Here is a 23,115-nt window from a genome sequence, read left to right on the forward strand (position 1 = left end):
TTTTCGGCGTAATTTATAAACCCATCTATCGCCCAAAAACCGAGCGTTTTTAGATCGCTAATTAGCGCGTCAGATTGCAGGTTTTGTATATTTTCGCCGGCGCGCTCGAACTCCGCCGCGCTTAGGCTCGCTACCGCGGGCGTTATCTCGATGCTTTCAAGCTCGTTTTTTAGGCTAATTTGCGTGGCGGTAGAGTAGTTGCGAATGCTCTCTACCTCGCCGTCAAAAAGCAGCACCCGCGCGGGTGCGTCGCTCCCTACGCTAAAAACGTCTATAATCTCGCCGCGCGCGCTAAATTCGCCCTCGCTTTCTACGATATCCACCGGCTCGTAGCCAAAGCGTATAAGCTCGTCGCAAAGCGCGCTAATATCTAGCTTGTCGCCGAATTTTATCTCGCGCGTTTTTACGTGATTTTGTGCGGGAAGCGGGTGAGTCAGCGTGCGGAAAGGAGCTATCAGCAGCTTTTTACCGCCGCATTTATAATACGCGCTAAGCGCGCTAGTTATCTCAAAAAGCTCGGCCGAAAAGCTTCGTAAATCATCGCCTCTACGCGCGCGAAAATCGGGCAGCTTAAACGCGCTAAACCCCGCAAATTCCGCCGCGTCCGCGACTAGCGCAGCCTCGCGCTCGTCCTCGCAAACTAAAATTTGAACCTCGCCGCCGCTAGTTAAAAACTCATAAACTTTTGCTTGCATCAAACTGCCTTAAAAACGCTTCGACTAAATAAAACGAACCGAACGCTAAAAAAATTTCATCCGTTTTTCGCGCCGCTTCTTCTCGCGTAAGTCCCGTAAATTTCGCGCACGGCACGCCGAGTTCTTTTAAAAATTTAGCCGCTTCCCCACCCGCGGTGTCGCGTCCGACGCTCTCGTATTCAAAAATTTCTACGCGCGAAACGATAGGCGCCAACGCACGCAAAACCGAGCGATAATCCTTGTCGGCAAAGGTATTATAAATTAACGTAAGCTTTTGCCCGCTAAATTTAGCCGCGATCGCCTGAGCGCCAAGCTCGTTGTGCCCGACGTCGGCAAATACGTTAGAAGCGACTTGTTCGCAGCGTCCGCGTAGGCTTAAAGCCTCTAAATTTTTGATTTCGAGCGCACCGGTTAGCCTTTTTGCCGCCGCGCAGGCAAGGATAAAATTCGAAAGCAAAAATTCGGGCAGGTTAAATTTTACGGCGTAAGCGGCTACCTTTTTAGCGTCTAGCGCGTCTAAAATTTCGGCGGCGAATTCTAGCCGAACCCCTTTTTTGGCCGCTTCTAGGCTTGCTACGTGAAAACAAAGCGCGTCCATATCGTCATTTAGCAGCGCGTCCGCGCCGGCGCTCATCGCGGCGAATTTCGTCTGCGCGATATCTTGCAAACTCTCGCCTAAAACGCCCGTGTGGTCGATACCTACTGGCGTAAAAAGGCTAAGACGTTTATCAAAAACGTTCGTCGCATCGCGCTCGCCGCCCATCCCGGCCTCGCATACGAAATAATCGCACCCTTCGAAAACTACCGCCGCAAGCAACGTGGCGTATTCGAAATAGCTGGTTTTTACGCGAAATTCCTCGTCTAAAAGCGCGTAAAGACGCTCGTGCGCGCGGTTTAGAATTTCGTCGCTTACTTCGCCGCCGTCTAACCAGTATCGCTCGCGAAATTCAAATATATGCGGACTAGTGTAATGCCCGACGCACGCGCCTTTTAGCCTTAAAATTTGCGCCAAAAACCGTCCCGTACTACCCTTGCCGTTCGTACCGATTACGTGGATGATTTTAGGCGGATTTATTTTGCCGCTTAAGCTCCGCCACGCGCGCGGCATTCTCGTATAGTCGATCTTTTTGTAAAACATCGGCTTGGTTTTTAAAAATTCGTTCAGGTTCAAAATTTACTCGATAATCTTAGGCATTACGCGGTTGCGACCCGCTTCTTTGGCGGCGTAGAGCATTTTATCGGCACTTTCTAGCGTAAGGGTTTCGCTGATATTAGCGCTTCTAGTAGCGATGCCCGAGCTTATGCTGACCGCAATGCGCTCGTCTTTATATATAAATTTAAAATTTTCAATCATCGCGCAGAGCTTATCGGCGAATTTTACGGCGTCGTTTAAGCCTGTATTAGGCAGTAAAATCACAAACTCTTCCCCGCCGTATCTGCCTATAAAATCGATTTTTCTAGACTGGCTTTTAAGAATTTTAGCCACTGCGGAAAGTACCGCGTCGCCGGCGTCGTGTCCGTAGTTATCGTTAATATTTTTAAAAAAATCTATGTCGATAAAGCATATGCTAAAATCCGTCCCGTAGCGCCTATACGCGATCTCTATCTGCTCGATCTCGTGCATTAGCGCACGCTTGGTGCCCAGTTTGGTTAAAAAGTCCTCCTTGCTCTCCAAACGCGCGGCTTCAAGCTCTTTTTCAAGGATATTTACGCGCTCTTGAAGCTTTAAGATCGTAGCTTGCTTAATGCCCATCTCGATGCCTAGTCCGCGGCTTTCGATCTCTAACGCCCCCGCGATATCAAATAGCGTATTTCGCACCTGCTCGATACTATTTACGCCTAAATTTACGCTACTTAGATCGTTTTTAATACTTTCAAATCTATCCGAACTGCTTTTTGAATTCTCGGCGATTTTGGCTATTTTTTGACTAATGCTGCCTAAAATCCCGTTTAAAGAGCTAAATTTCGCCTTAACTTCGGCTCTGTCGGCCTCTATGCGTTTATAGACGAAATATTTGATTTTATTTTGCATATCCTTACGTTTTAAATACGCCGGAGTTTTTTTAATCTCGCTTTTTAGCTCGATTAGCTCGTCGTAAAGCTCTGTCGAAAGCGAAGGTTCCAACCCCATACAAATAAGCTCTATGATCGCGTGCGCGCCCGAATCGTCGTTTTTAGAAAGATAGGCTTCAAGCTCGGCGCACATGACCTTTAAATCGTCGAAATTTCTAACGCCGTAGCATTTTAAAAATTCCAAAAAATCGTCGTTATAGCCGTTTATGAAATTTAACCACCTCTGCTTCATTTCATCAATCGCCGTAGCGTCGAATTTTCGCACGAGAAAGCGCATGCTATCCTCGGCCAGGCTTTTTACCTCTTTATTATGCAGCATCGCCGTAGCTTGTAAAATTCGCCTAGCAAAAGCGTTTAGCGCTCTTTCTTCTTCGCTTTGTTCGCTTGCTAGTTTAATGCCTTGCGCGCTGCCGCTAAGCAGCCTAGCCGTAACGAACGCTACGAATTCGTCGATAGTTTTTATGTTTAGTCCGAGCGCTTGGCTTTTATACTCGCCTCCGAGCCGAGAAATATATTTTTCTATTTTTCGGCTTTCTTCCGTACTAAAACCGTATTTTTTAGAAATTTGATTAAATGCTTCGGTGTAATTTTCGGGCGTTAGCATGAGATGGCGCTCTTTGATCTCGCCTAGCGCCTCCTTAATAATTTGACTAACGGTTATTGCTGCCATTTTGATAAGCTTTTATGGCTAAATTTGCGATATATTCGTCAAACGCTTCTTTGGACGCCTCTTTGATTGCTTCGAATTTATCCGTATCGCTTATGATACTATCGGCGTAACGCGTGCTTTTAGACCTTCTAGCGACGCTAAAATCATGCTCTCCGCTAGCCGTCGTCTCTACGATTTTGCCGTCTTTAAATTTCGTCTTATAGCTTAAATTTAAAACGATTTTATAAGAAGTTATGTAGCCGTATTGATCGTAAACCGTCGCTTGATAATTAATCGATTTAATAGACACGGTTATAGAGCTTTGCGCGTTTTTATCGTCGCTTAGAGCTCTATTTAGGCGCGATACTATCCCTTCTTTTACGGCGTCTTTTATAAAAACGCTATTTTTGGGCTCGACCTTGCTGATTATCACGTCTACGTATACGGGATCGCCCAAGACGTCTTGCGTAATTTTAGATACCGGCTTATATCCGCACCCCGCCGTTAAAAAAGCTAATAAAACCGCAAAAAAAATCTTCAAATTTTATCCTTTAATTACCAAATTTACGAGCTTGCCCTTGACGTAAATTTCTTTAATTATCTCTTTACCTTCTAGCCATTTAGCTACGTTTTGCTTTGCGGCGTTTACGGCTTCGATTTCGCTTACGTTTGCCGCGATTTCAAACTCCGCGCGCTTTTTGCCGTTTATCGTAACGGCTAAATTTATGCTATCTTTTACGAAAACTTCCTCTTTTATTTCCAGCTCGCCGAAATTGGCTCGATTAAACAGCCTGTCGCTAAGCTCGCAAGCGATATGCGGCACGATGGGTTCTAGCAAATTTAAGATAATAAAAAATGCCTCTGCGGTAACGTCCTCGTTATCCTGCGCGTTTACGGCGTTTAGCGCCTCCATACACGCGGCGATTAGCGTATTAAACGCAAAATTTTCGTTATAAACCTCGCGCGATTTTTTTAGCGCCTCGTAGACCTTTAAACGCGCATATTTCTCGTCTTTACTTAAATTTTCGTGGTTTATGGTTCCGATTTTCTCGCGCGGCGCGATACTTTGGGCTTTATCCCAAAGACGGTTTAAAAATCTAAACGCCCCTTCGACGGCACTGTCGTTCCATTCAAGCTCCTTTTGCGGAGGCGCGGCGAAAAGAATAAAAAGACGCGCGGTATCGGCGCCGTATTTATTTATAATATCGTCCGGATCTACGGTGTTGCCCTTGCTTTTACTCATTTTTTTACCGTCTTTTAGCACCATTCCTTGCGTCAGCAGGTTATTAAACGGCTCGTCGTCTCTTAAATAGCCCAAATCGCGCAAGACTTTTTGGAAAAAACGCGCATAAAGCAAATGAAGTATCGCGTGCTCGATACCGCCGATATACTGATCTACGTTCATCCAATAATCCGTGCTAGCCCTATCTAGCGCAACGCTCTCCCAAGTCGCGGGGTCGCTTGCGTATCTGGCGAAATACCAGCTGCTCTCAAAAAACGTATCCATCGTATCGGTTTCGCGCGTCGCGTCGCCGCCGCATTTAGGGCATTTACAAAATTTCCACGTCGGGTGTTTATCTAGCGGATTACCCTCTCCGGTAATTTCTACGTCTTGTGGTAGGGCTACGGGCAAATTTTCGAGTTTTTCTGGTACTACGCCGCAACGTTTGCAATGAACCGTCGGTATCGGCGCCCCCCAGTAGCGCTGGCGCGAAATTCCCCAGTCGCGAAGCTTAAAATTTACGACTCGTTTACCTAAACTGCGCGTTTCAAAATGCTCGATTATCGCGGTTTTAGCCTGCTCGCTAGAAAACCCGTCTATAAGCGGAGAATTTATCGCAATGCCGTATTCGCCGTATGCTTTGCCGCTTTCCGCCTCGCCGCCGTCTTTGGGCGCTACTACGCATTTAATAGGCAAGTTAAATTTGCTAGCGAATTCATAGTCTCTTTGATCGTGCGCCGGCACCGCCATTATCGCGCCGCTGCCGTAATCTACTAAGATAAAATTCGCAGTCCAAACCGGAACGCGCTCGTTTGTTAGCGGATGAAGGACGTAAATTCCTAAAAATACGCCGTCTTTATCGCTTGCTTGGCGCTCGCGCGGACTTTGGTTTAAGATAGCCTTTACGCGAGATTTATCCTCGCTTCTTAAAATTTTAGTTTCAAGTAGGGCTTTTACGATAGGATGCTCTGGCGCGAGAGCCGCGTAACTAACGCCGTATATCGTGTCGGGGCGCGTAGTAAATACGCTAAATCCGTCGAATTTTTCGCCCAAAATTTCGCGCGACGCGTCGTCTAGGTGAAATTTAAACTCCATACCGAAACTTTTGCCTATCCAATTTTCTTGCATCGTAAGCACCTGGGCGGGCCACTTGCCTTCAAGAGTTTTTAGATCGTTTAATAACTCGTCTGCGTATGCGGTGATTTTTAGATAATATCCCGGCAGCTCGCGCTGGACGACTTCGTTTCCGCAGCGCCAGCAGCAGCCGTCCTCTACCTGCTCGTTTGCAAGCACGGTTTGATCGAATTCGCACCAGTTTACGACGGCACTTTTGCGGTATACCAGCCCCTTTTCATACATTTTTATAAAAAAGCTCTGCTCCCACTTCGTATAAAGCGGATCAGACGTAGCAAGCTCTCTTTCGCGCGAGAAGCTAAAACCTAGCGCGGCTAGCTCGCCTCGCATGTAATCTATATTTTCGTAGGTCCATTTTCTAGGGTGAATTTTATGCTTTATCGCCGCATTCTCGGCAGGCATACCGAAGCTATCAAAACCGATAGGATGAAGTACGTTAAAGCCGTTTTTTCGGTAGTAGCGAGCTAGCGCGTCGCCTATGGAGTAGTTTCTAACGTGTCCCATATGAATGCGCCCGCTAGGGTAAGGAAACATGCTTAAAATATATTTTTTAGGCAACCGGCGGCTATCTTTGGGCTCGAATTCTCCGCTTTTAGCCCAAATTTCTTGCCATTTTTTTTCGATTTTTAAAGCTTCGTATTTGCCTGACATAAATTTCCTTTTAAAATTCTTCTTGCGCTTTGCTCGATTCTATTAGCACGAGCGCCAGCGAGAATACGTTTGCGATAACGGCGCCGATAGCTAGCGAGTAGCAAAGCGTCGCGTTTCCCGTAGTTTGCAGTGCTATAAAAGCGGGGATCAGGTGTAAATCCGCCACCAAAGAGCTTGCAAAAAGCTCCGCCGAAAGTATATTTTTAACGCCGATTTTAAGTAGCGTCGATACTAAATTTACGCTTGCCGCTATAAATAACGCGATTTCGTTTTTGTCGTATAAAAATTCCGCCGTGGTCGTTAGACTCATCAGCGCGAAAAATATGTAAATTACCTTTCCCCAGTTCATGCCTACCCCCTTATACGACACCCTTTTCAAACATAGCGCGCTCTCTTTCGCGCTCTTTTTTTAAGCGCTGTTTCTCGGTCTCGCGACCTCTGTAATGCTCTATACTAAATTTAAACCATATCAAAAACGGAGCCGCGATATAAATCGAACTAAACGTTCCCACGACGATACCTACGATTAAAACAAGCGAAAATCCGTGTATCATATCTCCGCCGAATAAAAATAGCACTATGACCGTCATCATCGTAGTTCCGGAGGTTAATATCGTGCGCGATAGCGTAGCCGAGACCGATTCGTTTATAATTCCCTCGATATCGGTTCGTTTGCTCTCTTTTATACCCTCGCGGATGCGATCGAAAATTATGATCGTATCGTTTAGCGAGTAGCCTAGCACTGTCAAAACCGCCGCTAACGTGTCTAAATTTACTTCGATATTAAATAGACTAATCGCTCCGACCGTAATAAGAATGTCGTGAATTTCGGTCGCTATCGCCGCAAGCGCAAATCTCCACTCGAAACGAAATCCGATATAAATAAGTATGCCTACGAACGAAATCAAAATCGCCATTAAGCCTTTCGTGCGCAGCTCGTCGCCTACTTTTGGACCTACGATATCTACGCGCCTAATCTCTAAATTTCCGGTATCTTTAAGCAGCTGCTTAACCTCCGCGCCGATATCAGAGCCCAAATTCGAGCTAGAACCCGCAAACCTCACTACTACTTCGTTTTCGCTGCCGAATTCCGTAACCGAAGCGCTCTTTAAAATTTCGTTTCCGGCAAATGCTTCGCGAATCTTATCAAGCGGCGCTTTGGAATCGTATTTTATCTGTATTAAAGTGCCGCCGGAAAAATCGATCCCGTAATTTAGTCCCTTCGTAGCGACCAATACGACCGAGCCGATTAGCAAAAATATCGCAAGCCCTACCGAAGCGAATTTTAGCCTCATAAACTCGTAAACTTTGTCTTTTGAAAAAATTTGCATTTAAACCCTTTTATAACCGAACCAAAGCCCGATTTTGCCGCTTTTTTCTATCTTGTCCATTAGCGCGTCGAAAATTCCGTGCGTACCTAAAATCGCGGTTATCATGGATGCGATTATACCGATACTCATCGTCACGGCAAAACCTTTAACCGGGCCCGTACCGTAGGCGTAAAGCACCGCAACGGTAATAATCGTGGTTAAATTAGAGTCCACGATCGCGCTCATAGCATTTTCGTAGCCTTTTTGCACGCTGGTTCTAAGGCTGGCTCCGGCACGTAAAAGCTCGCGAATTCGCTCATTAATGATTACGTTAGCATCGACGGCCATGCCGATGGTTAGCACGATGCCCGCCATTCCGGGTAGCGTAAGCGTTGCGCCGAAAAGCGCCATCACGGCGATTAGAATAAAAATATTCGCGGTTAGCGCGATATTTGCTATCACGCCCGAAAGTCCGTAGTAAAACACCATAAATAGCACCACCAAAGCCGATCCCGACGCGAGGGCGAGCATGCTTTGATTGATGCTGTCTTGCCCGAGGCTAGGACCGATACTGCGTTTTTCTAAAATTTTAACCGGCGCGAGCAGCGCTCCCGAACGTAACGCGATCGCTACGTCGTGCGCTTCGTCGATCGTAAACCCGCCGCTTATCTGACCGCTGCCTCCGCCGATCCTCTCGTTAATGACGGGCGCGGAATAGACTTTGCCGTCAAGCACGATAGCTAGGCGCTTACCGACGTTTGATCCGGTAAAGTCGCCGAAAATTCTAGCACCCTCGGAATTTAGCGAGAAATTTATAATAGGCTGATTTTGCTGAGAAAACGCGACTTTGGCGTCCGTAAGCATAGCCCCGTCAAGCACGGGAACGTTTTTTATTACGTACTTTACGCGCTCGTCTTTGGCGTCCGGATAAATCACGTCGCCGTAGCTTTCAGCCGTCGCCGCATCCATAATTTGCGCTTGATCTTGTCTCTTTTCGTCAAGCGCCATAAGCTGCAAATGCGCCGCGCGGGCGATTAAATCGCGCGCTCGTTGCTCGTCCTCGGCGGTTTTAATACCCGGAAGCTCGACTAAAATTTTATCCTCGCCCTGCTTTGCGACGGTAGGCTCCGCAAGACCAAACTGGTCAAGACGGTTACGAATAGTCTCGACCGCCTGCGAAATGGCGTATTGAATAGTCGCCGCCCTCTCCTCGTCCGTTAGCGTAATAACGTATTTTAGATTGTCTTTTTGGATATTTAGCCCAGCTATTTCTTTAAGAGCGTTATCTACTTTCGGAGCTTCGTCGGGATCTAGCACGTTAAATTCCACGCTATCTTGCCTAATCTTAAATTTATCGATTAATACGTCCTCTTTTTTGGCGTAATAATTTATACTGCCCGCGATAGATTTAATCTTAGAATGTACAGCCTCTTCGGTCTCTACGCCCAGCAACATGTGAAGCCCGCCTTGCAAATCGAGCCCTAGCGAAATTTTAGCGCCGTTAAGTTTGTCGGTAAAAGACGGAAGCGAAAAAACTATGCCGAAAATAAGCGTAACTAAAAGAATAATGAGCTTAAACGTTACTTTTGCGCTACGCATCTTACGCTTCGATCTTTTTAGCGACGAATTCGCGAGATACCCGCACGATTACGTCGTCGTTAAGTTTAACTTTGATAAAATCGTCCTCGGCTTTTATCACTTCGCAGACTAATCCGCCGTTGGTTATTATTTTATCGCCCTTTTCTAGCGCGCTAAGCATTGCCGCATGGGCTTTTTGCTGTTTTTGCTGCGGTCTGATAACTAAAAAATAAAATATCGCGAAAAGCACGATAAGAGGTAGCAATGAGGCAAAAAAATCTCCGTTTTGCATGGGTTTCCTTATGGTTAAATTTTTTGAGGGCTCATTTTAGCACTAAAATTATAATAAAAGCCTTTGTCGGCGCGATTTTAATTTCTAATTTTATCTATTTATCGGTTTTCGAGCTTAAAATTTTAGATTTTATCTCGCCGTTTTTATTTTTAGCAGGCATTTGCGTCGTTATCAATTTACCTCGCTCCGGCTACTTCGCAGCGGGATTTTTCGTCGGAATTTTATGGTTTTATTGGATTAGTTTTAGCTTCGTTTATTACGGGCTTTCGTGGCTTATCCCGCTCGTGATTTTAGGCATCGGAGCGATCTACGGCGCTTTGTTTTTAACCGCCGCGTTTCCGAGCTTTGTCTGTCTTCGCGCGATCGTGCTGTTTTTAATTAGTTACGTCCATCCGTTCGGCTTTAACTGGTTAAATTTCGAGGCGGCGCTAACTTTGGGGGCGTTTGATCCGAGCGCGCGCGGGCTGATTTTCATATTTTTAGCCGCAATCTGCCTCGTTTGTCTGCCTAAATTTTACAAATTAGCAAGCATTCTTTGTCTAGTTTTCGCGCTTCAAATTTCAAGCAAAGAGCCGCGTTTTTTACCTTTTGAGGTAGAGCTTACCCAAACTAACGTCGCTCAAAAAATGCGCTGGGATAAGCAGATGAAAGACGAGTTTATAAACCGAAATTTAGCGATGATAGACGATGCGATAAACTCGGGCAAACGCCTAATAATCTTTCCTGAAAGCGCGTTTCCTACCTTCATGACGCACGAGCGCGAGCTGCAAAACGAGCTAAAAGAAAAATCGCGCCGCATCGCCGTCGTCGCGGGCGCGTTAGCTTACGAAAACGGACAAAACTATAATTCGGCGTTTTTATTCGACGGCGGGCGAATGCAGAGGTTCGATAAATTTATCTTAGTACCCTTCGGCGAGGAAATTCCGCTACCCGGTTTTATTAAAGACTTCGCAAATCGCGTATTTTTCGGGGGCGCTAGCGATTTTATCGGCGCAAAAAGCGTAAGCGATTACGAAATAGACGGCGTTAAAATTAGAAGCGCCGTCTGCTACGAAGCTACGACGGACCCGCTATTTGCGGGAGATTTTAGCGTAATGATCGCAATCACCAATAACGGCTGGTTCACGCCTAGCACGGAGCCCGCGTTGCAGAGGATTTTGCTAAAATACTACGCGACTAAATACGGCAAAACGATCTACCACGCCGTAAACGGCTCGCGATCGGAAATTATTATGCCAAAGCGCGCGTTAATAAATTTTTAAGGAATAGGGATGAGGAATTTTATATTTACGGCGGGAATTTTACTCTGCGCGCTCGTTTTTACGGGCTGTACGGGCAAGACGCTACCCGCAAGCATGCAAGCTAGCGAGAAAATTTTAGCCGTAAGCGAAGAAAACGGTAAAATTTATCTAATCGGCGAAATTTACGACTATGAATTCGGCGCGAATTTCGCCGCAAGCGAGGCGAAAATTTTAACGCTTGCGAAGAATACGAGCGCGGTCTCGCACGCCGGAGCGCTAATTACGATCAATAAATACGAAGACGGCGAAAAGGCGTATTTCGAGCGAGAAATCGTACTAAAAAAGAGCAAGCTGTCAAAAAGCGCGCAAGCGGCGCTATCAAACGACGCGGATCAAAAAGCGCCCGCTAGCAGCGATGATTTTTGGTTTTATTACAAAAGCGAGGGGCGGTATCTTAAACGCTTGCCGCAACGAGACGAAATTTTACACAAGCACGCATTTGCCGAGCCTCGCGAATATCCGGCTAAAATAATTTATGATAGCGGCGAAATGAGCGAGCGCGATAAAAAGACCAGAACCGACGTGGAAGGACTAATAATCCTGCCGCTAATGATGCCCGCGCTAATAATTCATAATTTAATTACGGGCGGGCAATAGTTACTCGCCCTCCTTGCCAAGCACGATCTTTCTAATTTGCGCAAAATGCGGCTTTACTTCCTTGAAAAACGGCTCGTCCGCGTTCGCCATTAGCGTCTCGCCGAATAATTTTAACCCGACGAACGCGCTAGTCGCAGTCTCGTCGCTAAGGCGAAATTTAACCTTCATCTTCTCTACCGTCTCAAAAATATCACCCATCGTTTCTATGTCGAATTTTAGCCGCTTACCGACGTCGCGACCGTCTTTATCCTGCGTATGGACGACTGAAATTTCATATTTATTGGTTTTCATTTTCCCTCCTAAAATTTAGTAATGAAATGATAGCCTAAATCAAATAATAAACGCAAATTTTAAAAATTGGCGGCGACTAAACGGGCGGCTAAAATTTAGGCGTTTTTGCGCTTGCGAAATAGCAACCGAATTTCAAATACTGCGCAAAATATACATGCCGCCGCAAAACGTCGATAACCATTTGTATTAAACTAACGTTTGAAACTACGATAACCGATGCCGGTAACCCCGATATTGCGAAGTCGCTCATAAAAATACTAAAAAGCGAAACGAAAAATCCGTTTACCGACCGTTTTTGCCTTACTCATTAAACAGACCATGCCTTTTATTATCGCGTAAAAAGCAAACCGCTGCGTACCGATTTGCAAATTTAGCGCGCTTTTAATGAGTAAATTTTAATATCCCTTGCGTGCGGCGTCCGCGTCGGTTTCGCCTTCGGTTTTGGCATGAACGTGTAAGCGAGCATAAATTCGTTCAAGACGAGCATAAATTATTCGTTTTTCAGCATCGTTTCGCCGTTTTTGCCCGCGAGGGAGTTTGTTTATCTGTTTTTACGCAAGGAGCGGCGAAAGCGGACAAAATCTTACGAAATGCCTTAAAAATTTTAAGAGTAAATTTAAGCCCGCGTTAAATTTAGCGGGCTTAGGAAATTATTTAATCAAAGCCTTGAAGGTATCTACCGCATCAAGCTTTTCCCATGGATATTTGGCACTTCCCACCTGTCCTTTGGCAGCGACTTTGGCGTACAAAAAGCTCTCTTTGCCGGGCTTATCTAGACCGAATTTTTGAGTGATCCATTTCGGAGTTAGCGGGAATTTTTGCATAACGAAATCGGATAAAATATCGTCGTTTAGCCCCGATACCTGCGTACCCATCGTATCGACGCTAACTGAGGTAGGCTTTGCCACGCCGATAGCGTAGCTTAGCTGAACGATGCATTTTTTAGCAAGCCCCGCCGCAACGATGTTTTTAGCTATATAGCGCGCCGCGTAAAGCCCGCTACGATCGACTTTCGTGTAGTCTTTGCTACTTTGAGCGCCGCCGCCTATCGGAGCGTATCCGCCGAAGCTATCGACGATTAATTTGCGTCCCGTTAGTCCGCTGTCGTGAAGCGAGCTATGATTTACGTAACGACCGGTCGGATTTATATAAATAATCGTTTTTTCTTTATTGTATAGCTTTTCGGGTAGTCCCGTCTCGTCGATTAACTCCTGCACCAGCGCGCGCAGCTCTTCTATTTTCATACTCTCTACGCAAGGGGCTGACACTACGATCGTGTGAATGCTTTGCGGTTTGCAATTTTCAAAGTTGTCTTTCGTACCGTAGTCGATAGTTACTTGAGTTTTGATATCGACGCCTAGTTTATCGGGGTTTGCTTTGGCGAATTTATAGACCTTATTGCAAAGCATTCTGGCATAGGTTATGGCCGCGGGCATAAATTCCTTCGCCTCGCAGCTTGCAAAACCGAACATTATACCTTGGTCTCCGGCGCCTATCTCGCCGCTAGTTTGATCTACGCCTTGATTAATATCGGGGCTTTGTTGGTTTAGATATACTTTAACCTCTATATCGTCCGGATGAAGGCACTGTTCTTTGCTAAAATGAGGATTGCCGTTATATCCGATGTGAGCAAGCGCGTCTTTTACGATTTTTACGTAATCTCCGTAGCTTAGACTTACTTTTGAATTAATCTCGCCGCCTATTACGATATTTTTACCCGCGACGAAAACTTCGCTCGCGACGCGACCGCTCGGATCTTGCGAGAGAATTTTATCTACGATGCTATCGGCGATTATATCGGCGCACTTGTCGGGATGGCCGGGGCTTACGACCTCGGAAGTAAATAGATACATATTTTTTCCTTAAATTTTCAGTAAAACGGCAAAATTGTAGCAGGGCGTAATTAAAATTTAGGTTAAAATCTATCTCCTGCCTTAAAATTTCAGCAACCGTTTGTTATACTAGCGTTTAAAATTTTAAAAAAGGCGGAGAATGAGTGCATTTTCAAAACTAGCAAAGAGATACGCGGACGGAAATTTAATCGTTCAAATTTTAATCGGTATCCTACTCGGAGCAATTATCGGCTTTTGGGGCAATAGCCAATTAAGCTCGTATCACAAAGGATTAGAAGCTTTTAGCCCGAACAAGGAGCAATTTAAGCAGATTGAAAGTGAGAGGGATTTTAATAAAGTAGCGCAGGCCGTAAGCGAGTTAAAAAATTTAAATTCCCCAAAAAGCGCGCCTAGTTTAGACGAGCTAAAACAAACCTTCGATAAAGCGCAGACGGCAAACGGTGTAGCAAACGCAATCGCGGTTCTTGGAGATTTGTTCGTGGGCGCGTTAAAAGCGGTAGCGCCGGTATTGGTTTTCGTTTTAGTGGCGACGTCGATCATTTTAAAAGATTTCGGCGGCGGCAAAGGCATGGGGCGCGTAATATGGCTTTATCTAATAGGAACGATAGCGGCCTCGGCGGCTGCCGTTTGCGCTAGCTTTTTGTTCCCTGTCGAACTTGCGCTAAAAGGCGTAGAAAGCGCCTCTATGAGCGCGCCGCAAAACGTGCTTGAAGTCCTAAAAGATCTAATATTTAAGATCGTACAAAACCCGCTAGTAGCGATTTCAAACGGCAATTACATCGGCATCATCGCGTGGGCGGTAGGCGGAGGTATCGCCATGAGAGCATGCAGCAAAGAGACCAAGCTAGTCTTTAAAGACGTAAGCGACGGGGTAACTAATATCGTAAAATTCGTTATTCGCCTAGCGCCGTTCGGCATTTTCGGGTTAGTAGCTTATAGCATCCATACGACGGGATTTGCGGCGTTAGGGACTTATTTAAAGCTTATTTTAGTACTCGTAGGAACGATGCTAATCGTAGCCTTTATCATAAATCCGTTAATCGCTTTCGCGTTTACTCGCAAAAATCCTTATCCGCTAATTATCACTTGTATTAAAGAAAGCGCGGTAACGGCGTTTTTCACGCGAAGCTCGGCGGCGAATATCCCCGTAAATATGGCGCTTTGCAAAAAACTAGGCCTTAAAGAAGAACTTTACAGCGTCTCTATCCCGCTAGGAGCCACTATAAATATGGCGGGCGCGGCGGTTACTATTAGCGTGCTATCGCTTGCGGCGGTTAACTCAATCCCCGCCATCAACGTGACCTTCGGCGACGCGCTGCTACTTTGCTTTATTTCAGCGATCGGGGCGTGCGGGGCTTCCGGCGTCGCGGGAGGCTCGCTACTGCTTATACCGCTAGCGTGCGCGCTGTTTGGCATCGGAAACGACCTTGCGATGCAAGTCGTAGGCGTCGGATTTATCATAGGCGTAATACAAGATAGCGTAGAGACGGCGCTAAATAGCTCGTCTGACGTAGTATTTACGGCCGTAGCGTCTGAAACCGTAAAATAACTTAGGCGCCGTTTCGCTTCGCCGCGCTTTCAGGCTTTGCTCGGCTTGTAGCCGTAAGTAGAAGCAATGCTCGCGCTTGTCGTTTTACGTTTAAATTTTTGGCTCGTTAAAATTTAAACTAATTCGCCCGCGCGAAAATTCTCGGCGTCAAAGGCTAAATTTCCGCGAATGAGCCGGCAAAACGACGATAAAAGAAAGGATTTTTCATGACTTCTTGGGATTTAACCCCTCTTTTTAAAAACTCTACCGAACTTGAAAAAACAGCCGAAATTTTGCAATCTAAATGCGAAAATTTTGAGAATACCTACTCTAAAAATTTTGAAAATTTAAGTGTAAAAGAATTTTTAACAGCGTTTGGCGAATACGAAAATTTGCTGGCTAAAATTTCAAAAGTCGCTACTTACGCGTTTTTAGTTTTCGCCAAAGATACGAGTAAGGGTGCGTTTTACGCTAAATTCGACGAGCTTGCATCAAAGGCGCACGAAAGGCTGCTGTTTTTTGAAATAAAATTTAACGAGTTAAGCGACGCGCGCCGAAACGAGATTATAAAATCCTCAAAAACTCACGGCTACTACCTTTTAAATTTATCGCGCGCCAAAGCCCACCAGCTAAGCCTAAAAGAGGAGCAAATTTTACTCCGCACGGCAAACACGGGCGCAGAAGGCTTCTCGCGGCTTTTTGACGAAACCATGAGCGCTATGAGATTTAAATTTAAAGGCGAGTCGCTAAACGAGGAGCAAATTTTAGCCAAGCTTCACTCGCCCGATCGCGCCGTGCGAAAAGCCGCCGCAAAGTCGCTCAGCGCAGAGCTAGCCAAGAACGAGCATCTGCTTTGCTACATTTATAATATGATAAAAACCGGCCTAAAAACTAGCTGCGAACTGCGAAATTTTGGCCTACCCGAAAGTCCGCGCCACGAGGATAACCAGATTAGAAAAGCAAGCGTCGACGCGCTAATAAAAACCGCCGAGGCCAATTTTGATGTGGTCGCGAAATTTTACGCCAAAAAACGCAAAATTTTAGGGCTTAAAAAGCTCTACGACTATGACAGATACGCGCCGCTAGATGCTAGCGAAGGCGAATATAAATTTGAAAAATGCAAAAAAATCGTGCTTAAAACCTTTGCCAAATTTAGCCCGGAATTCGGCGAGATAGCCGCGCGCGCGTTTAAAGAAGGCTGGATCGACGTTTATCCGTCTGGTACCAAACGAGGCGGCGCATTTAGCCATTCTGGTAGCGCGGACGCCCATCCTTACGTACTCTTAAACCATACCGACGGCAGACGAGACCTTTTTACGCTAGCTCACGAGTTGGGGCACGCCGTACATCAAAATTTAAGCTACAAAGTCGGCTTTTTAAACTCAGGTACGCCGCTAACCACGGCGGAAACGGCGTCGGTGTTTTGCGAGATGCTGGTATTTGACGAGATTAAAAACTCGCTCGCGTCCAAAGAGCGTCAAGCCCTACTCGCAGGCAAGATCGAGGATGTATTCGCCACGCTTTATCGCCAGATAAACTTCACGACCTTTGAGCGCCGCGTTCACGCTCACGAGGGTGAAATAAGCTCCGAGGAGCTAAATAAAATTTGGCTCGAAGAGAGCGCAAAAATGTTCGGAAAAAGCGTCGCGCTAAACGACTATTACAAAATTTGGTGGAGTTACATCCCACACTTCATCCACACGCCGTTTTACTGCTACGCCTACTCGTACGCGCAACTTTTGGTGCTGGCGATTTTTGGGCTTTATAAAAGCGGTAAATGCGAAAATTTCGTGCGAATTTACACCGAGTTTTTAAGTGCGGGCGGCTCGCGTTCGCCAAAAGAGCTGGTCGGGATGTTCGGCTTTGATATCGAGGACGCTGCGTTTTGGCAGATCGGCATAAACGAGGTTAGAAAATTAGTAGAAGAATTTGAGGAGATAAAATGCTAGACAGGCTGCTAGATAACGACGAATTCGCGCTTTTGATGAAAACGCACGTTTATGAATGTTTAGATTTTTTACTACAAAGCAAGACGCATTTTTCGGTGCTCTTAAATTTGCCGCTAGTAAAATTCGAGCCCGAGCTTCCCGAACGCGTAAAGAGCGGATTTAACGCGCCGGCGCTGCTCTTTACGCTTGCGGGATATACGTTTGAAAGCGCCGAGCTTACGAGGGAAGAGCTAAATTTCGAAGCCGGATTCGGCAACGAAAATTTCGCCAGCGTCGTTAGCTTCCCGCTCGGAGCCGTCGTACAAATTTTAGTAGAAAATAGCCCCGTTTTGGTAAATTTCGCCATCTACAAAAAGCCTGTCCGACTTCACGCGGATAAAAATAAAACGCAAAAGTCGATGTCCGTTTTTATGTCCAATCCTAACAACAAGGAATTTTTAAAAGGCAAAAAATAGCCTTGACGCAACTTTAAACAATTTTTAGCTACAATCTAAATAAAAATTTAGAAAAAGAGCAAATGGAAAATTTACTAGACCAATTAAACGACGCCCAGCGCGAAGCGGCGACGCATATCGACGGGCCGATGTTGATCCTAGCGGGCGCGGGCAGCGGCAAGACCAAAACCGTCACGACGCGCCTTGCTTATCTAATCGGCGAAGTGGGCATAGACCCCGCAAATACGCTAACTCTAACCTTCACCAATAAAGCCGCCAACGAGATGCGCTCGCGGGCGACGGCAATGTTGGGAGGTAGCTACGCGCCGCTACTTTGCACTTTTCATAAATTCGGGCTTTTATTTTTAAAATTTCATATCGAAAGACTCGGCCGCAAAAACAACTTCGTAATTATAGATTCAGACGATAAAAAACGGATCATCAAAGGCTTTGAAAGCCCGATTTCTACGTCGATTTTGGCAAACGAAATTTCAAATTACAAAAACTCGCTTTTAAGCGTAAAAGAGGTCTACGAAAGCGCCCAGATATCGGGCGTCGCAAACGGTAAAGACGGGTTTTATCAAAAAGCGGCGCAAATTTACGACAAATACGAGGAATATCTGTGCGCGAACAATCTCGTAGATTTTGACGATCTGCTCGCGCTGACGTATAAAATTTTAGACGAAAACGACGAGCTCGCGCTTGAAATTTCAAACCGCTACCGATACGTTATGGTGGACGAGTATCAAGACACCAACGACTTGCAATGCAAACTACTTCGCAAACTATGCGCCGCGCATCAAAATATCTGCGTCGTGGGCGACGACGATCAAAGCATTTACGGCTGGCGCGGAGCAAAAGTGGAAAATATCTTAAATTTCAAAGATCAGTTTGAAAATGTAAAAATCATCCGCTTGGAGCAAAATTACCGCTCTACCGCGCCTATTTTAAAAGCCGCGAACGAGCTAATAGACCACAATAGAGGGCGTCTGGGTAAAAATTTAAAAAGCGTAAAAGGCGAAGGCGACGAGATTACGTTAATGGAAAGCGCGGACGAGAATATAGAATCCGGCAAAATCGCAAAGAGCATAAAAGTGCTGCTTGATAGCGGTGCGCAAGCAAAGGATATCGCGATACTTTACCGCATAAACGCCCTATCCCGCTCGCTAGAAGACGGGCTAAACAAGATGCAAATCCCTTACAAAATGGTCGGCGGCGTGAAATTCTACGAGCGCGCCGAGATTAAAGACGTCATTAGCTACTTACGATTAGTCAGCAACCCGCACGACGATTTCTCGATCCGCCGCGTAATAAACCGCCCAAAAAGAGGATTAGGCAAGGTAAGCTTAGAAAAGCTTGAAAGACTAGCCTACGAGCGTAAAATTTCGCTATTTGACGCTATTAGCGCGATAGATGAAAACGACGAAGCGTTTAGCAAAAAGATAAAATCCGCGCTCGTAGAATTTTGCGAAAATTTACGCGCACTGCAAAATTTAGAGAGCCTTTTTGAACTAATCGATAAACTAGAAGGCAAATTCGGTATTAAAAAATACTACGAGAGCCTACCCGACGGCTCGGAGCGAGCGGCGAATATCGACGAATTTTACGGCGTTCTTCGCGATCAGATCAAACAAAATCCAAGCTTTGACATAGAGGAATTTTTAAACGAGCTAACGCTTACCAGCGAGCAAGACGGCATCGACGGCGAGGCGATCTCCATCATGAGCGTGCACGCAAGCAAGGGCTTGGAGTTTGAAAATCTCTTCGTCATCGGGCTTGAAGAGGGATTTTTCCCGCTAATAGGCGATGGCAGCGACATCGAGGAGGAGCGCCGCCTAGCCTACGTAGCGATCACCCGCGCGAAGCGAAATTTAACGCTAAGCTTTGCTAATTCGCGCTTTTATAAAGGTCAGCGCACCCGCTTAAATAAAAGTAGGTTTTTAAGCGAAAGCGGCGTGGCGCAAGGCTCGCTGGTAATCGAGCAAAGCAGCGATTATAAAAAGGGCGATTTGGTTAAACACAAAATTTTCGGCATCGGGCGCGTAACGGCTGTAACAAAAGTTAAAAAAGAGTTTAAATTAACGATAAATTTTGCCGGCAACGTGCGCGAGATAATGTCAAGCTTCGTCGAGCGCGCGGTATGAGCCGAAATTTTCGGCAAACGCTTTAAAGGAAGCGCGATGAACGCGATATTCGTAGCAAATAAGCCCACAGGCGTTAGCTCTAATCATTTTTTAAGCCGCCTAAAACGCAAATACGGCGAAAAAAAGGCGGGCTTTTCGGGCACGTTAGATCCGTTTGCCAGTGGCTGCCTCATCGTGGCGTTAGGCTCTTACACGAGGCTTTTTCGCTTTTTGAACAAAGAGCCTAAAATTTACGTCGCGACCTTATGGCTAGGAGCTAGCAGTCCTAGCGGCGATAACGAAAATATAAAGAGCGTGGAAATTTTACCGCCCTTCTCGCGCGAGATTTTAGAAAAAACGAGAGAGCGGCTAACGGGCAAAATTTCCTTTACGCCGCCGAAATTTAGCGCCAAGCACGTAAACGGCGTTCGCGCGTACGAGCTTGCCCGCGCGGGGAAAGAATTTGAGCTTGCCGAGCAAGAAATGCAAATTTTTAACAGCGAAATTTTGCACTACGTTCATCCGTTTTTAACGATTAAAATCAGCCTAAGCGAAGGCGGATACGCACGCTCCTACGCGCAAATTTTCGCGCATAAGATCGGCTGCGCAGCGACTCTTAGCGCGCTTTGCAGGCTTAGCGAAGGCGAGTTTAAATATGAAGGCGAGCGGTTTTTGCAAGCGGATAAAATTTTAAATTTGCCGCAGATTAAATATTTGGGCGAAACGTCCGATATTACGGACGGCAAAAAGCTAGACGCGGCAAAACTTAGCGCGCGCGAGGACGGCGTTTATTTACTAAGTTATGATAAATTTTTTAGCATAATCAAGCTTGAAGACGGCGCCGTTTCATATTGTTTAAATAAGGTTGAAAAATGTTGATTTTATCAAGAAAAGAAAACGAAGAAATTTTACTGGGAAACGACGTTAAAATAACGATCGTAGGCATTTCAAAAAGCGGCGTAAAACTAGGTATCAGCGCGCCTAAAAATACGATGATTTTGCGCGCGGAGCTCGCAAGCGGCATCAAAGACGAAAACGCTCACGCAAGCAAAAGCGTAGGCGACGTAAATTTAGGCGAGCTTTCTAAAAAAATAGAAAAATGAAAAGCTACGCTAAAATAAATACGTTCCTAAAAATCGTCGGTACTCGCGCAAACTACCACGAGATCGCGTCGCGCTTTATTTTAACGCGCGAAATTTACGATGAAATTTCGTTTGAAAAGGCTAGCGAATTTTCGCTAATCTGCATGCAAAACGGACGCGAAACGCGGATTGAAAATAACATAATTTTAAAAGCGATGGACGCGCTAAAAAGCGCTGGATTCGCCCGCGAAATAGACGAATTTTTTAGCTCGCGCAAAATTTTACTGCAAAAAAATATCCCCATGGGAGCAGGACTTGGCGGAGGCAGCTCGAACGCCGCGACCTTTTTAAAAATGGCGAACGACGAGCTAAATTTAAAAATTTCTAGCGAGCGCCTGCGCGAGATCGGCGCGAAAGTAGGTGCGGACGTGCCGTTTTTCGTAAGCGGCTTTGAGGCGGCTAACGTAAGCGGTGTCGGCGAGATCATCGAGCCGTTTGAGGACGAGGTCCCGAATTTTAGCGTTTTTACGCCTAATGTTTTTTGCTCGACGCCTGCGGTTTACGGCGAATTCCGCGCGAATTTTATGCAAAATATAGACGAAAATTTAGCGCGAAAAATGCTAAAAACGACCAGTCGCGAGCTGCTAGAAAATTTTAGCAATAGCGTTTTAAACGACCTTTACGCGCCTTGCCTTAAAATTTATCCCGCGATGGGAAAATTTGGGGATAAATTTTTAAGCGGCAGCGGCAGCAGCGTATTTTGGGTAAAATAAGGCAAAAAATGAAAGATTTGGCGAAAAATAAAAAAGCGCTTCACGATTTTACGATTTTAGAGATGTTTGAAGCGGGCATCGCGCTAAAAGGCAGCGAAGTAAAGGCTCTTCGCGCGGGACGGGCGAATCTAAAAGACAGCTTCGTGCGCGTGATTAAGGGCGAGCTATTTTTACTAAACGCGCACATCTCGTATTTAGAAACGACGCACGTTAGCTTCCGCCCCGACGAGCGCGCGCCGCGCAAATTGCTGATGCACCGCAAGCAAATCGATAAGCTCTTCGGCGCCGTGACGCAAGACGGACTTACGATGGTGGCTCTGGCGCTTTATCTAAACGATAAAAATATCGTAAAAGCTCGCGTAGCCTTGGCAAAGGGTAAAAACTTGCACGACAAGCGCGAAACGCTGAAAAAGCGCGAAGCGGACAAAGAAGCGCGCGCGGCGATGAAAAATTTTAGGTAAAAAGGATAAAAGTGAAAAAAATTTTAGTATTTTTGACGTTTGCATTTTTAGCGTTAAATTTTACGGGATGCGGAGACGACGAGCAGCCCGTAACGCAGACGCAAAATTTTAAAGAATTCGCTCCCGGCGAGGAAATCTCGCTAAAAAGCGTCGTAGGCAAAGAGCTCACGCTCGTTCGAAAGGGCGGCGGCTTTGCGATAAAAGGCGCCGAGGATAAGACGATAATGTTTGATATTTTCGGCACTTTTTGCCAGCCGTGCAAGGACGAAGCGCCGAGCCTAATGGAATATCAGCTAAAAAACGCCGAAAATTTTACGCTAATCGCGCTTACGCATTTTGAGAACGTAACCGACAAATACGTAGTAGACGAGTTTATGAAAAAATTTCACGGATTTTATTTTATCTCCAACGACCAAGCTAAAAACGATAGAATTATCGAGCAGATCACGCGCGATATCGACTACAAACATGAGATCGCCCTACCTTTTAAAGTCGTGCTAAAAGACGGCGTTTACCAGACGCTAACCGATGTAGATAGTAAAAATTTCGGCGTAAAATATTATCTTGGCGGCGTAAAAACCACACATTTAAAAGCGGACCTAGAAAAAATCGTCGGCGCAAAGTAAAATTTGGAATGTTTTTTGCTTAATTTAAACAGTAAATTTAAAAGGAGAACGCAATGTTCGTGCTAGAAACCTCAAAGTCAAAGCCGCTAATCGAAGCCGCGATGGCGGCGAGAGAAATGCGCCAAAAGCTAATCTCGGGCAATATTGCAAATATCGATACGCCTTTTTACAAAGCCAGAGATATTAGTTTTGAAAGCGTATTAAAACAAAAAGCAAGCGAAATTTACGGCGCCGACGACGATAAGAAGCTAGAACTAGCAAAGACCGACGAAGCGCATTTTGCGGCGCAGGATTTTCCTAGAAGTGACGTATCGCAAATTTTCTTACGCGACGGACATTTGGCTAGAAACGACGCGAACACGGTGGATTTAGATATAGAAACGACCGAGCTTAGCAAAAACTCTGTAATGCTAACTGCGATAGATAGCGCGTATAAACGCGAAGGCGCGATATTTAAAAGCGTGATCGACGCGAGCTCGAAAATTTAAGGATA

22 protein-coding genes and 1 pseudogene are annotated in these 23,115 nt (G+C 45.8%); 12 read left to right on the plus strand and 11 right to left on the minus strand.

The features are described 5' to 3' along the window. The 9 genes and pseudogenes from QZ147_RS01815 to yajC form a co-directional block, all read right to left on the minus strand. A pseudogene (locus QZ147_RS01815) lies at nt 1–695 on the minus strand (transcription-repair coupling factor); the annotation flags it as partial. Further along, nucleotides 676–1,866 (minus strand): Mur ligase family protein, encoded by a 1,191-nt coding sequence (locus QZ147_RS01820; RefSeq protein ID WP_295146459.1) that lies wholly within the window; start codon nt 1,864–1,866, stop codon nt 676–678. The pseudogene QZ147_RS01815 and the gene QZ147_RS01820, both read right to left, overlap by 20 nt. A gap of 3 nt (nt 1,867–1,869) precedes the next feature. Continuing rightward, entirely contained in the window at nt 1,870–3,438 is a 1,569-nt protein-coding gene (locus QZ147_RS01825; RefSeq protein WP_295146460.1) for a GGDEF domain-containing protein, read from the minus strand. After that, nucleotides 3,419–3,958 (minus strand): LPS assembly lipoprotein LptE, encoded by a 540-nt coding sequence (lptE, locus tag QZ147_RS01830; protein ID WP_295146462.1) that lies wholly within the window; start codon nt 3,956–3,958, stop codon nt 3,419–3,421. Before lptE ends, QZ147_RS01825 begins: the two co-directional genes overlap by 20 nt. A 3-nt stretch (nt 3,959–3,961) precedes the next feature. Further along, a complete protein-coding gene (leuS, locus tag QZ147_RS01835; RefSeq protein WP_295146464.1) occupies nt 3,962–6,424 on the minus strand; it encodes a leucine--tRNA ligase in 2,463 nt (820 codons plus the stop codon). A gap of 10 nt (nt 6,425–6,434) precedes the next feature. Beyond that, nucleotides 6,435–6,773, minus strand: coding sequence for a DUF6394 family protein (locus QZ147_RS01840; protein WP_295146467.1), 339 nt, complete (start codon nt 6,771–6,773; stop codon nt 6,435–6,437). Nucleotides 6,774–6,783: 10 nt separating this feature from the next. Next, nucleotides 6,784–7,755, minus strand: a complete 972-nt coding sequence (secF, locus tag QZ147_RS01845; protein ID WP_295146468.1) for a protein translocase subunit SecF — start codon at nt 7,753–7,755, stop codon at nt 6,784–6,786. Then, the gene (secD, locus tag QZ147_RS01850) at nt 7,756–9,333 is read right to left on the minus strand and encodes a protein translocase subunit SecD (RefSeq protein ID WP_295146470.1); all 1,578 of its coding nucleotides are present in this window, start codon (nt 9,331–9,333) and stop codon (nt 7,756–7,758) included. Between the two features lies 1 nt (nt 9,334). Continuing rightward, on the minus strand, nt 9,335–9,604 hold the full coding sequence (gene yajC, locus QZ147_RS01855; protein WP_295146472.1) for a preprotein translocase subunit YajC: 270 nt from the start codon (nt 9,602–9,604) through the stop codon (nt 9,335–9,337). Between yajC and QZ147_RS01860 the strand changes: the two genes are divergently transcribed. Both QZ147_RS01860 and QZ147_RS01865 read left to right on the plus strand, forming a co-directional pair. Further along, nucleotides 9,577–10,866 carry an apolipoprotein N-acyltransferase gene (locus QZ147_RS01860; protein ID WP_295146474.1) on the plus strand — a complete coding sequence of 430 codons (1,290 nt, stop codon included), beginning with the start codon at nt 9,577–9,579 and terminating at the stop codon, nt 10,864–10,866. The genes yajC and QZ147_RS01860 overlap by 28 nt on opposite strands. A gap of 9 nt (nt 10,867–10,875) precedes the next feature. Beyond that, the gene (locus tag QZ147_RS01865; protein ID WP_295146475.1) at nt 10,876–11,502 is read left to right on the plus strand and encodes a hypothetical protein; all 627 of its coding nucleotides are present in this window, start codon (nt 10,876–10,878) and stop codon (nt 11,500–11,502) included. Here QZ147_RS01865 and QZ147_RS01870 read toward each other — a convergent pair whose 3' ends face one another. Both QZ147_RS01870 and metK read right to left on the minus strand, forming a co-directional pair. Further along, nucleotides 11,503–11,793: a DUF3861 family protein gene (locus tag QZ147_RS01870; protein ID WP_295146477.1), complete on the minus strand. Its 291-nt coding sequence runs from the start codon at nt 11,791–11,793 to the stop codon at nt 11,503–11,505. 650 nt (nt 11,794–12,443) lie between these two features. Beyond that, nucleotides 12,444–13,646, minus strand: a complete 1,203-nt coding sequence (gene metK, locus QZ147_RS01875; RefSeq protein WP_295146479.1) for a methionine adenosyltransferase — start codon at nt 13,644–13,646, stop codon at nt 12,444–12,446. 139 nt (nt 13,647–13,785) lie between these two features. Between metK and sstT the strand changes: the two genes are divergently transcribed. The 10 genes from sstT (at nt 13,786) to flgB (ending at nt 23,110) form a co-directional block, all read left to right on the plus strand. After that, on the plus strand, nt 13,786–15,195 hold the full coding sequence (sstT, locus tag QZ147_RS01880; protein ID WP_295146481.1) for a serine/threonine transporter SstT: 1,410 nt from the start codon (nt 13,786–13,788) through the stop codon (nt 15,193–15,195). A 206-nt stretch (nt 15,196–15,401) separates the two neighbouring features. Further along, on the plus strand, nt 15,402–17,123 hold the full coding sequence (locus QZ147_RS01885; protein WP_295146482.1) for a M3 family oligoendopeptidase: 1,722 nt from the start codon (nt 15,402–15,404) through the stop codon (nt 17,121–17,123). Beyond that, nucleotides 17,117–17,578 (plus strand): hypothetical protein, encoded by a 462-nt coding sequence (locus tag QZ147_RS01890; RefSeq protein ID WP_295146484.1) that lies wholly within the window; start codon nt 17,117–17,119, stop codon nt 17,576–17,578. The genes QZ147_RS01885 and QZ147_RS01890 overlap by 7 nt, the downstream gene beginning before the upstream one ends. A gap of 62 nt (nt 17,579–17,640) precedes the next feature. Continuing rightward, nucleotides 17,641–19,701: a UvrD-helicase domain-containing protein gene (locus tag QZ147_RS01895; RefSeq protein ID WP_295146486.1), complete on the plus strand. Its 2,061-nt coding sequence runs from the start codon at nt 17,641–17,643 to the stop codon at nt 19,699–19,701. A 36-nt stretch (nt 19,702–19,737) separates the two neighbouring features. Further along, nucleotides 19,738–20,559: a tRNA pseudouridine(55) synthase TruB gene (truB, locus tag QZ147_RS01900; RefSeq protein WP_295146488.1), complete on the plus strand. Its 822-nt coding sequence runs from the start codon at nt 19,738–19,740 to the stop codon at nt 20,557–20,559. Next, on the plus strand, nt 20,553–20,783 hold the full coding sequence (gene csrA / locus QZ147_RS01905) for a carbon storage regulator CsrA (RefSeq protein WP_295146490.1): 231 nt from the start codon (nt 20,553–20,555) through the stop codon (nt 20,781–20,783). The genes truB and csrA overlap by 7 nt, the downstream gene beginning before the upstream one ends. Continuing rightward, nucleotides 20,780–21,535, plus strand: coding sequence for a 4-(cytidine 5'-diphospho)-2-C-methyl-D-erythritol kinase (locus QZ147_RS01910; RefSeq protein ID WP_295146492.1), 756 nt, complete (start codon nt 20,780–20,782; stop codon nt 21,533–21,535). The genes csrA and QZ147_RS01910 overlap by 4 nt, the downstream gene beginning before the upstream one ends. A gap of 8 nt (nt 21,536–21,543) precedes the next feature. After that, nucleotides 21,544–21,996, plus strand: a complete 453-nt coding sequence (smpB, locus tag QZ147_RS01915) for an SsrA-binding protein SmpB (RefSeq protein WP_295146493.1) — start codon at nt 21,544–21,546, stop codon at nt 21,994–21,996. A gap of 11 nt (nt 21,997–22,007) precedes the next feature. After that, nucleotides 22,008–22,622, plus strand: coding sequence for a TlpA family protein disulfide reductase (locus QZ147_RS01920; protein ID WP_295146494.1), 615 nt, complete (start codon nt 22,008–22,010; stop codon nt 22,620–22,622). 59 nt (nt 22,623–22,681) lie between these two features. Further along, nucleotides 22,682–23,110: a flagellar basal body rod protein FlgB gene (flgB, locus tag QZ147_RS01925; protein WP_295146508.1), complete on the plus strand. Its 429-nt coding sequence runs from the start codon at nt 22,682–22,684 to the stop codon at nt 23,108–23,110. The last annotated feature ends 5 nt before the right edge of the window (nt 23,111–23,115 follow it).

This window comes from uncultured Campylobacter sp. (assembly GCF_905371695.1).
Taxonomy (GTDB): Bacteria; Campylobacterota; Campylobacteria; order Campylobacterales; family Campylobacteraceae; genus Campylobacter_A.

Coding starts and splice junctions, on each gene's coding strand:
- QZ147_RS01825 (WP_295146460.1), bottom strand. CDS start 3,438: ATGGCAGCAATAACCGTTAGTCAAATTATTAAGGAGGCGCTAGGCGAG.
- leuS (WP_295146464.1), bottom strand. CDS start 6,424: ATGTCAGGCAAATACGAAGCTTTAAAAATCGAAAAAAAATGGCAAGAA.
- QZ147_RS01840 (WP_295146467.1), bottom strand. CDS start 6,773: ATGAACTGGGGAAAGGTAATTTACATATTTTTCGCGCTGATGAGTCTA.
- secF (WP_295146468.1), bottom strand. CDS start 7,755: ATGCAAATTTTTTCAAAAGACAAAGTTTACGAGTTTATGAGGCTAAAA.
- secD (WP_295146470.1), bottom strand. CDS start 9,333: ATGCGTAGCGCAAAAGTAACGTTTAAGCTCATTATTCTTTTAGTTACG.
- QZ147_RS01860 (WP_295146474.1), top strand. CDS start 9,577: ATGAGGCAAAAAAATCTCCGTTTTGCATGGGTTTCCTTATGGTTAAAT.
- yajC (WP_295146472.1), bottom strand. CDS start 9,604: ATGCAAAACGGAGATTTTTTTGCCTCATTGCTACCTCTTATCGTGCTT.
- QZ147_RS01865 (WP_295146475.1), top strand. CDS start 10,876: ATGAGGAATTTTATATTTACGGCGGGAATTTTACTCTGCGCGCTCGTT.
- QZ147_RS01870 (WP_295146477.1), bottom strand. CDS start 11,793: ATGAAAACCAATAAATATGAAATTTCAGTCGTCCATACGCAGGATAAA.
- metK (WP_295146479.1), bottom strand. CDS start 13,646: ATGTATCTATTTACTTCCGAGGTCGTAAGCCCCGGCCATCCCGACAAG.
- sstT (WP_295146481.1), top strand. CDS start 13,786: ATGAGTGCATTTTCAAAACTAGCAAAGAGATACGCGGACGGAAATTTA.
- QZ147_RS01885 (WP_295146482.1), top strand. CDS start 15,402: ATGACTTCTTGGGATTTAACCCCTCTTTTTAAAAACTCTACCGAACTT.
- QZ147_RS01890 (WP_295146484.1), top strand. CDS start 17,117: ATGCTAGACAGGCTGCTAGATAACGACGAATTCGCGCTTTTGATGAAA.
- QZ147_RS01895 (WP_295146486.1), top strand. CDS start 17,641: ATGGAAAATTTACTAGACCAATTAAACGACGCCCAGCGCGAAGCGGCG.
- truB (WP_295146488.1), top strand. CDS start 19,738: ATGAACGCGATATTCGTAGCAAATAAGCCCACAGGCGTTAGCTCTAAT.
- csrA (WP_295146490.1), top strand. CDS start 20,553: ATGTTGATTTTATCAAGAAAAGAAAACGAAGAAATTTTACTGGGAAAC.
- QZ147_RS01910 (WP_295146492.1), top strand. CDS start 20,780: ATGAAAAGCTACGCTAAAATAAATACGTTCCTAAAAATCGTCGGTACT.
- smpB (WP_295146493.1), top strand. CDS start 21,544: ATGAAAGATTTGGCGAAAAATAAAAAAGCGCTTCACGATTTTACGATT.